Here is a 10,177-nt window from a genome sequence, read left to right on the forward strand (position 1 = left end):
CCGAAAGTGCGCAAGAATTCGGGCGTTATCAGTCGGGAGCCCACGCTTGGCCATATTTTGTCGCTCATTCAGATACAAAGAGCAAGAATGCAGTGCAGCCTCTCCACCACACCATCAAAAGAAGAAACGCATGAGATTCTGCCACCGACCCGTATTTGGTAGTTTGCGTAGAAAGGCATGGCCTCCATTCATCGCCTACTACAGAACAAATCGACGATTTCGATGGAATCTTTATCAGTTGCCGAATATCTCCTCATGGGTACCCGTACGAAGAAACCATGCAGTGCCATCTTCCCGAATCCAAACGGCGAGCCAGTCACCAGCATTGCCGACATGGCATTCGACCACACGCTCCCACTCGCCGCCTTGCAGGCGATGCGCACGATGACGCCGACGAAGCGTCTCCTTTGCCTCATCCGTATCTTCAAGCACCAAGCGGATGACGTTCTTCAACTCAGTGAAATCAACGTGCTTGCGTTTCAGACGCTTGATGTCGCGCTGGAATGCCTTCGTGTATTCCGCATTGAGCACGATCAAATCCCCAAGGAATCAAACATCTCATCAGCAGAATGAAACCGCGGATCGCCTTTCCCGGAACGTTCGTGAACCTCCCGCAAGGCAGAAAGCGTTTCGGCCGGAACTTCACTTTGATACGAAAGATTCAGTGGGATACGCTTTTCCCTGACGATCTGCCGGTAGAAGGCACGGGTCACGCTGGAAAGGTCGAATCCGAAATCCTCGGCGATGTCGGAGGCCTTCTGCTTGGTGTCCGAATCCACGCGGACAGTCACTGACGACATAGTCATATTTTCTCCGTTCCCCAAATGCCCAACACCGTAAGACAAACAATTACTATTATCTTACATCATTCAGCAGTGCCGAGACATTGCAATGCGTATTTCTTGTCCGAGAAATACCAAGGTACGGCAAAAATACGTAAGTCAAAGACATGTCTCACGGTGTCCTTTCGCTCCTAACAGTTGACCGTTAGAAGTAAATCAAATCAGCAGATCGTATACGCTGCGCATGGCGAGCAGCCCGTCCGTCATCCACTGGTAGGCGTCCGTCATGTCGCCGGAGAAATCCACATCATGCCGTACCCAAAGGTGGCGGTTCTTCTTGTCTGCGTCCGGCTCGTCCCAAGTTGCCTCGCCCAAAACAGACAGCATCCGTTCAACGGAATCCTTCATGCTGTAGAGTTTCGCGTACTGGAACGTGTCGGTGAAATACAGGTCGACCGTAATATAGCCGCCTCGAATATTCAACGCCCCATCCGGGTGACAGAAACCCGAACCTACTCCGAAGCTGGTCCACGTGTCGCTGTTCGTCTTGCGAACGGACGGATCGCCATACACGTCGACGAAATCGGCTCGTGTTGCGGCATATTCGTACAGTCCATTCCAGAAGCTGCGCCGCAACGAGATATTACCGCTGACTTGCCGCAGTTCGTCCAAGGTTCTGCCGTCCGCGACTTTCCACACTGTCCAACCGTTGATATGCTTGTCCTCGCCGGTCTCAAGCATTCTGACGCGGCGGAATGCGCCGGATGGGCTGCCGAATATTTCGCCGTTGGACAAGCGGATGCGGTGGTCTTCGGTTACGGTCGCCGTGGCGGTTATGCCGGCATACCGGCTTTCCAGCGCGGCTCCAGCTGCAAGAATGCCCCGTTTGCATAGATCAGCGAAATCAACGGCATTCTGTTCGCGTTCCCCCTGGTTCGCATTCCGATTGCGCAGAGTCTGCATCACCTCTTCCCCCGCTGTGGGGCGTGCCCACACCTGCAATGCGAGATCGGCAAGCCGGGCACCTCGTTGCGCGATCGCCTGTTCATCCCATTGCGAAGCATCGTGCAGTTCCGCGGAGATGGACAGGTATTCGCTGTCATATCCGCCAATCATGCGGCTTTTCTTCTGTTCGAACGTTCCATCGGAAAGTTCTGAATTGTATGCGGTCAATGTCAGATTTCCCAGACTGTTCACCAGCAGTGGGAATCGGTCGGGGTCGACGAGCATGTTGCGCCACTCGGCATGTGCCATGGCGTTCTGCGGCATGATGTGTTCGACGGTGTATTCGCTGAAGGATCGCGGATCCTTGGGATGGTTATGGTTCTCCAATCCGGCAAGCAGATATTTGCACCGCGGAGCCGGGCGGTACAGATCCTCGCCGAGCAGCGCCTGCCTAAATTGTTCGTCTGTGGGCATGCGCGTGGCTTTGGCGGTTTCGGTGAGGAGCAGCGCGGCGAAGGTTTCGACCAAATCATGTTCGGCTAATTCAAGTTTGGCAATCAGGGATGGAACAAGTTTGTTCAATCCGTTGCTGGACACCGAACAGACCATTCTGCGAAACAGATACGATTCAAGATCCGCGAGCATACGCAGCAATCCGTCGCGGTTTGTGCAATGATGCTTCCACGCCGCGAACATGTACATAACCAATGAATCCGTAACCGTGCTGTCCAGGTCTTGGATCGATTCGAGCCGATAGTCCACGTTAGTGTCACCGCTGCCGGCGGCCGCAACGCCTTTGATAACGGCGTAGTACCCCGCATATTCCAGCATGTTCTCGAGAAGATTGCGCGTGCGCTCCATGCGCGGCATGGAGCTATCGGCTGCAAAACGTTTGAACTCCGAATACATGGCGCGGCCTTTGGGCACGGGCTTCTGCAGCGTGACGACCATCCAGTCGTGCAGGAACGCGTCGAATGAGAGACTGCCGAGAGTACGCTCCATAGGCAGCCAGTAATCGGCATACAAGGTGTTCTGCTCGGCCATGGGGCACCCCATGAGCATGTAGTTGCGTACCAGATCGGAAGTCTCAAGATCAAGCCCGGTGGAATTCATCGATTCGAATACCAATTGCGGCTCGTCGCACCCCCGATCCAGAGTGACGGACACGACTTCAAGGCGTTGCAGACCGTTCCATACCACGTTCGCATCGTCGATGGCCGCGACCAGCGAACGGAATAAATCAAGATTCGCTTCCAACCGGGAACCCGTATCGGCATGGCTCGGGCGATCGGGAGCGACCACATGGTCGCACATGCTGCGCAGCACTTCCCTATCATCACCGGAAAGCGTCAGCTTGTAGCGTCCTTCACCAGTTGCGTACTTATCGACAAGATAGCCACGGTCGATGAGCATATCTGAGGAGAATCGTAGGCTCTCAGGGTGTTCGCGAGCGTATTCGGCCAGTGCGATAAGCAAAAGGGTCACGGAGGTAAGGCGCTGCTGGCCGTCGATGAGCTGGCATCGGCTGACACCATCCGGGCCGATGCCGCCTTCCTGCATCCATACAATCGACCCGGTGAAATGCGTTCTCTCAGGATGCCTGCCAACCGTTACGATGTCGGCCCACAATTGCCGGCACTGCTCTTCGCCCCATGAGTATCTGCGCTGATACACCGGTACAACGAACCGAAGCGAACCGGTGAATAAGTCCAGCAGAATTTTCTTGCCAGCGTCCATGATGCCTCCTCTCGCAACATCGCTTTTCCACCTCCTCAATTATCACGCGACAGAACAACAGCCTCACACCGTAGGCAATGTGCCACGGACAAATTTCAGAAGAAATGTAAATGATTATTTCTTCAATATCGCCTTGAGTGTCATGAATGCCGCCTTGCCAACTTTGGGGCCATACTTTCTTATCAAAGCGACCATCAAGGTTCCCAAGGCGATTCCGGCCGTTTTCACGTAACCGGTAATTTCCTCCCAGCAAGCCGAGCAGAACGGCAGCTTGTTGTCGGAAGCCAGTTCTATCTTGCACTTGATGCAAGAGCGTTTTTTCGACGCAGGATTTTCTTCGCCAACACCTGCAATTTCATCAGCAACTTTTTCAGCATCCTCAATCTTCTTCATCATGCTGCTTCTCCTCATCGTTAGAATCATTCCCGTTCCTCTCACTCTCGGTAATGAGTTTTGGAGAGATCGCTTCGCCCGCGTCGAGTGCCTTCGCCACGTTTTCGACGTTTGCCGCTATTCGTAAGGAACCGGCAACGAACTTTTCCGGATTGTCGCCTCTGTTCTTGCTCTTCACGCTGCCCACAAGGTTGAGCATCGTATCGCGCTTATCGAGATCATAGTTCTTGATGAACTTATTAAGATCCTGAAGGCAATACGCGGCCGCATCCTGTTGTCCCAACGCCATATGCGTTTGCATCTGCACGTTCACTGCATTCACAATCGCCACATAATCCTGCATCGCCCTTAATGCGGCGTCCGATTTTTTGCCGCCCTGCTCCATCAGCCTTTGCTGCTGCGCGAAATTGCGCACCAGCAAAGCCTTCGCGCGCGTGGCCTCGTTCAACGCTTCACGTACATACTCATTACGTTCCCGGCTGCTCTTGATACGACACGCTTGCTGGAACATATCAAGCGCGGCATCGATACGGGCCAAACGATCCTGTTGCAGTTCCTCGCCAAGCTGTTGCACAGCTCGGCCGACTTCATCGATTTTTTCCATTACCAAGCAAAGGGCAGCCTGCGTTTCAAGATGCTGCATAGCCGGTAATAACGCATCATTCCTGACGACTTTCTCCAAACGCACTTGTTTGAAGATTTTGTTGCGTTCATCGAACACTTCAGCAAGAATCTCGCCGTTTTTATCCGTGGCGAAATGAAGTTTGCCCTCTTCGATCATGTGCATGATATGTTCCGGAAGCTTGGCTTCCAAATGCACAGTTCCACCAAATATACTTTCTAGTGTTTCCGCCAGAGCCGGAATCATGGTTGAAAGCCATTTCCAATCAGTCAGATGCCGGAACAGGTTCTTGTTGTCTTCGTCAGACAACCGAATCTCACAACTCCGGCCATCATCCACCACGATTTCGCAAGGCACAATCGGTACAGGGTGGTACTCCCCCTGCTTGTATATTGGCCGGCTCGGATCATCGCCGCGGAAGCCGCAATACGGACACATGGTCGCGGTCTCTGCCACATACGTGCCGCAAGCTGGACATTGAACATTCATATTTTTGCCTCACTTCTCATCAATTCGTCGATACGTAATCTTGCATTCTTTGACACGACGAAGCTGCTGGTGCCGCAACAACGGGTTAAGCCAGTCGCCATCAACGAATTTCTGGAAGATGTCAAGCCCACGGCCGGGAAGAATCTCCCATCCGGTATCCGAAGTAATGGAACGGTCGTGCAAAGTGTCTCTGAATTCGTAGGTAAGGTTCACGCCCAGCTGTGAGAACGTTGATGCCAATTCGTTCAAACCATTTAATTGCGCTTCCACGAATCCAGGCTCATTATGCCCGGTCACCAGATGAACGGCTACATCCTCATCGGAATTTTTGCATCTGAGCAGCATTTCCAAGAACTCGGCCAGATTACGCAGCTGATAAGGCTTACGCACATACGCATCCTCTACAACAATTTTCTTCGCACCAGCCAAATATGGACCGAACAATTTGTAATACGTGATTCCACGTTGGTTTTCGACCAGTTCCCGCTGCTTTCCGTCGGCCTTTGCCGCAAGACGCTCGACTGGAGTCATCGTAGCTGTTTCTTGCTGCCGCGCTACGGGCAAGGCATTGGCGTTCTCAGAAGCACCGGCTTCGCCCTCGTTACCCGCAATTGCCGCAGCATCACCAGCAACAGACGATTCTGCCTCGCCCTCATCTTCCGAGTTCTCAGCTACACGCCCACGCCAATACAACTGCGGGTAGTCAAGCTCTTCCAACGTCTGCACGGCGACTACTTCGCCATCGCTCACACGCTTGTAAGTGAACTCGACTTCCTCCATGGTGGAGTCGATGCGGCACAGCTGGTCTTTGACACGCTTGCGGCCCTCGAAGGCACAACGCAGCAACGGTTCCATCTGTTCAGGAGTAGCATTGCCGTCCGGGTAGATAAGCTTCATCAATCCGGAGAATGTCTTCCTGATGCCGTCCTTATCTCGCGTGGACAGCGTGGAAGACAGCTCGAAATACTCTTCAAACCGGTCGCTGTAATCGGCATCGCGCAGGTTGTGCAGAATCTCCGCCAGGTAGTCGACCACGAATCCGAATCCGCTGGTGAACATCTCGGAACGGATCTGTTCGAACTCCCAACCCGGCAGGTAGAAATGGATACGGTCTAGGAACGCCGGATCATGGTATTGCTTCGGCAGCTCTTCGAACAGGTCAGAATTTTTCAGCATATACGGCACGTTATGCGAAGTGTTGCCCACGAACACCATGCTCGCTTCGCCTTGGAACGTCTCGACGCCACGGGAGAACGACTTGTTGGCCATGTAGTTCTTCATGATGTCCACCAAATCCCGGCCGGCCTTCTTGGCCTTGCCTGCGAACTCGTCGAACGCCACCGTATCCCAATAGCCCACAAGCCCCAAATGTCCGTTGGAATTGTTCACGAACAGTTTGGCCACTGTCACTTCCCCGCCGGAGATGAGCATGCCGTGCGGCGAGAATTCCGAGTAGATGTGCGATTTGCCGGTACCTTTCGGCCCGAGTTCGACCAGATTGTAGTTGCGCTCCACAAACGGCACCATACGTACCAGATGCAGCAGTTTCGCCCGTTCGGAGAATAGATCGGGATTGAACCCAATGGACTGCATCAGCAGATCGATCCATTCGCTATCGGTGAATTGCGAACGTTGCTGCATGTAGTTCTCACGATCATCACGCGACATCTGCACAGGCTTGAGCTGCAGCAACTGCCATGGTACTTCGCGCGGGTCGCCGGAATATGCGTAACCGATCTGACACATGCACCAGATGCCCGTCACCAGCAGTTTCGGATAAGCCTTTACAAGGCTTGGATCGACAATGACCTGGCTGATGCCGAGATTGGAGAATGTCGCCTCGTAGAGGTCGGTCTTCTCGTTAAGCGCCACCTGTACACGGTCGATAATCCTATGGCTGCCTTTCTCGCGGATTTTCGACTGGATAAGATTGGCTTCCTCGCGATGCACATAGTTGTTCGCAAGAATGGCACGCACTCGATCCACACCCGACTCGATACTGGCCTGGTCGGTGTTCGTGGCATATGCGCTGAGCAGGAACTCCAGCACATATGAGGGCACCAGCGCATTGCCCTTGACCTTGTTCACCAGATCCTTGCGGACGGTGACTCCGGGGAACAGATTGGTGATTTTGGCGTCCAACGCATTCAGCGAGGTCTTCTTCTCGCTGAATTCGGGATTTTCAATCCACCCGTTCTGGTTCATGTCCTGCTCGTCCATTTGCATCCTCACACTTATTCGTTACATCAAATACAGCTCAGTCGAAGAATCCGGCATCGTCGGATACCACGCCCTGTTTGAAGAAGTATCGCGCCTTCTGATCAAGCATGATCAGCACATTAGACCCGGCTGTCTTCTCACGCAGCCGTAGCTCAATGTTTGTTCCATTGAACCGTTCCGCGTCACTGGTCAGCATGAGTGTGGCCGTCACATGGCGTTCGCTCTTCTCATGTCCGAGCAGATTGAATGCGACCGGCGTCTCATTGGAGATGAGCACATCATTACCAGCTGCGTCGCGCCCCCACAATCCGGCCAGCACGGTACGCGCACGGATCTTTCCACCGACAGGCTCATTCTGAAGAAACTCCACAGTCAACTGTCTGCTGGAAAGTCTGTCGGTCCGTTGCAGAATGGTGAATTCCACAGGTCTTACGTCGTCGGCTGCGGAACGTCCTTTACTGACATGCAGTACAGGAACGACTATTTCCTGCAACGCAGCCCCTCCATGCACGTATCGCACACCTGTGCCTTGCATACGCAAACGCATAATGGAGTTCGGAACTTGAATGCTCACACCCTCATCCTGAGAATCATCCATTCCTATCTGCGCAGCGGTGAATGTCACAAATGCGCGTCCTGGAGCGAGATTGGATCCGATGGAGAAGCGCCTCTTTTTCACCCATACTGCATCGCCCTTAGGCTGTTCGCTCAGCCATTCCGTACTACTCAAATCCCGATCCTGATAGAGGAACCCATGATCGGCGGTGATGATCATGTTGTATACGTTGCCGCTGGCGAGTTTTTTGACTAATTCGCCGAGTTCTTTGAATGTCTTTTCACATGCGTCCACCGTTTCCGTTTCCGTTTTTTCCGCATCACCGGTGGCATCGATATGGTTGTGATACACATACAACACATTGCAGGATTTATAAAGCTCTTTGATCTCACTGACTTTCAGCTTTATCAGATCATCGTATCTAATCGCTTTACCGCCTACATCCGAAAGAATCGCATCACGCGCTCCGACTCCTCTGGTGCTGCGTCCATCCGACAGAACATACAAACGGTCCTTAGGCGTGGGATTCTTACTGTCGAACTCAAGTGAATCATGCGGCAGCAAGGCCGCCATGCCAAGCTGCGTATAGGATGGCAGAACGCTGTATTGCATATCCAGTTTTGTGCTGAAGCGGCTTTCTCTATCGATGCGTTCGGACAGCTCCTGCGCAGCCTCATATCGCAGTGCATCGGAAATGATCACAGCGATTTTTCTGTTGGCCTTCAAGGTCGGCGCAACCTCACGGTCATAGAAGTCGGTTTGCGCATTCGTCCCCACGAACTTCCATTGGCTGAGGGTATCGACCTGCTTCTGCCAAGCCTGTCCCAAATCCTGCTGGTAGGTTTCATAGGCGTTCTGAAGATCATCGTTCACGCTCACCGCATCCGGGTTAGCCTGATGCCATGCGAGCACATATCTTCTGTATGTGCCATCAGCTTTATACAATTTGTCGGCATACAGTTCCATACCCTGCTCCGGCGAGCTGATAGCGCCGATGAGTCCGCTGCATTCAGTCAAAACGGCACGAAGCTCGCTTGCTGCGGCAATGCATTCATACTGGTCGGCGTAATCCGCATACCAAAGCTTCTGCTTGCGCCCATTGATGATCCGCTGCACTTGGTCGTCCGTAATGGATTGTTCTCCCAGTCGTTCGTACAGCTTGTTAACGACCATTTCATCCACGTCGCGGAACAAATCACGGTCGGCAAGTTCCTCCACGCTCATGTCGGCGATTTGTGCGGACAGCTGCAGTTCATCCACTACATTCTCGGAGAGATTCTGAAGCACCGCGCGCATATCGATGTTCTTATACCAATCGTCCCAGTCGCGAATAATGTTCGCATATGAGGAAAGCGCGTTCTTCCCATCGGAAAATCCGTTCCATGCCAGCTGAAACAGCCACAGCACGAAATCCTTCACCGTCGGTTCGTTTCCGGAGTCAGTATCCACATCAAAATGGTAGATGCGTCGTGTTCCCACCCAATGGAACGCGCTCAATCCCATGCGCTCGATTGCCGTGATACCAGAGTCATCCCCCTGCGAATATTGCGTGAGAAGTTCCGCCCAGATGTCTTGCATGCTGTGTCGGTCATCTTTCAGGTGCAACAACGTGGCGATCATTTTCGCCTGAAAATCCTTAATGTCGTCATGCGCAGTGAGTCGTTTCGCGAAGCGCTTGACACGTTCCTCACTATCGAAGAACTTCGGCGCACACTTCATTACCTCCATCCACTCTTTTCGAGTGTCGGCGGAAGTTTCCGGCAACATTTCCGTAAGAGTCACGGCGAGCTTATCCATGGTGAATGTAGGCCCGTATGCCAGTTTCAAATCCAACAGCCAGTCATCTTGAAGCGCCGGGGCCGGTTCCGTCGAATACACAAGGAATTTTTGATTCGGCTTTTCGTGGAACATGCGGTAGCGCACAGTGAACGGGATATATCGTCTGTCGTTCTCATCCCCTATTTCCGGGGTGATCAGTTCGACTTCGCGCAGTGCCTCATCGGCAGCGTGCTCGCCTACCAATGTTGCTACAACATCCGCATATTGCTTCTTGTCGTCAAGCCAAAACACGATGCGCCCATGCTCGTCTGGCTGGCTGAAGCGTTTGGCAAGCAGCCTTGTTACTTGGCTATTCTCACTCATGCGATTCCGTCCTTTTCTTTGCTTCGGCGTATCGAGTGGCACGGCCAGCACCGATTTTCACTGCGTTACCTTCTTCTATCAGACTCTTCAATATTCGTTGAGCCTGCCTTTCCTGCACGCCCAATATCCGGATAGCGTCTGAGATGGAAATGCTCGCATTATTACGCAGCGCATCAAGAATACGCTCCTTCTGGGATGGAACTACCGTAGTGTCGGCGCTTGCAATGATGCTCGTCTTTGAAATTGATTCTTCATCAACCCCGTCATCAGAAAGCAAATCCCGTCGTAATC

The 10,177-nt window shown here is 52.9% G+C and carries 7 protein-coding genes and 1 pseudogene; all 8 read right to left on the reverse strand.

Annotation, left to right across the window (positions count from 1 at the left end):
• Positions 1 to 234: 234 nt before the first annotated feature.
• Complete coding sequence (locus tag OU26_RS05600; RefSeq protein ID WP_026646052.1) at positions 235 to 531, reverse strand: type II toxin-antitoxin system RelE/ParE family toxin; 297 nt, start codon at positions 529 to 531, stop codon at positions 235 to 237.
• 2 nt (positions 532 to 533) lie between these two features.
• Positions 534 to 806, reverse strand: coding sequence for a type II toxin-antitoxin system RelB/DinJ family antitoxin (locus OU26_RS05605; RefSeq protein WP_026646053.1), 273 nt, complete (start codon positions 804 to 806; stop codon positions 534 to 536).
• 192 nt (positions 807 to 998) lie between these two features.
• Entirely contained in the window at positions 999 to 3,464 is a 2,466-nt protein-coding gene (locus tag OU26_RS05610) for a GmrSD restriction endonuclease domain-containing protein (RefSeq protein WP_026646054.1), read from the reverse strand.
• A 114-nt stretch (positions 3,465 to 3,578) separates the two neighbouring features.
• Positions 3,579 to 3,860, reverse strand: a complete 282-nt coding sequence (locus OU26_RS05615) for a hypothetical protein (RefSeq protein WP_026646055.1) — start codon at positions 3,858 to 3,860, stop codon at positions 3,579 to 3,581.
• Entirely contained in the window at positions 3,844 to 4,935 is a 1,092-nt protein-coding gene (locus OU26_RS05620) for a hypothetical protein (protein ID WP_160257602.1), read from the reverse strand. Before OU26_RS05620 ends, OU26_RS05615 begins: the two co-directional genes overlap by 17 nt.
• A gap of 42 nt (positions 4,936 to 4,977) precedes the next feature.
• On the reverse strand, positions 4,978 to 7,188 hold the full coding sequence (gene brxL, locus OU26_RS05625; protein WP_033498966.1) for a BREX system Lon protease-like protein BrxL: 2,211 nt from the start codon (positions 7,186 to 7,188) through the stop codon (positions 4,978 to 4,980).
• A gap of 37 nt (positions 7,189 to 7,225) precedes the next feature.
• Positions 7,226 to 9,886, reverse strand: coding sequence for a BREX-1 system phosphatase PglZ type A (gene pglZ / locus OU26_RS05630; RefSeq protein WP_026646058.1), 2,661 nt, complete (start codon positions 9,884 to 9,886; stop codon positions 7,226 to 7,228).
• Positions 9,879 to 10,177, reverse strand: a pseudogene (locus OU26_RS05635) (ATP-binding protein); the annotation flags it as partial. The gene pglZ and the pseudogene OU26_RS05635, both read right to left, overlap by 8 nt.

The sequence above is a fragment of the Bifidobacterium ruminantium DSM 6489 genome, assembly GCF_000770925.1.
Lineage (GTDB): Bacteria > Actinomycetota > Actinomycetes > Actinomycetales > Bifidobacteriaceae > Bifidobacterium > Bifidobacterium ruminantium.

Bases quoted from the DNA above. Each gene is read 5' to 3' on its own strand.
- OU26_RS05605 (WP_026646053.1), bottom strand. From the start codon at position 806: ATGACTATGTCGTCAGTGACTGTCCGCGTGGATTCGGACACCAAGCAG.
- OU26_RS05610 (WP_026646054.1), bottom strand. From the start codon at position 3,464: ATGGACGCTGGCAAGAAAATTCTGCTGGACTTATTCACCGGTTCGCTT.
- OU26_RS05615 (WP_026646055.1), bottom strand. From the start codon at position 3,860: ATGATGAAGAAGATTGAGGATGCTGAAAAAGTTGCTGATGAAATTGCA.
- brxL (WP_033498966.1), bottom strand. From the start codon at position 7,188: ATGGACGAGCAGGACATGAACCAGAACGGGTGGATTGAAAATCCCGAA.
- pglZ (WP_026646058.1), bottom strand. From the start codon at position 9,886: ATGAGTGAGAATAGCCAAGTAACAAGGCTGCTTGCCAAACGCTTCAGC.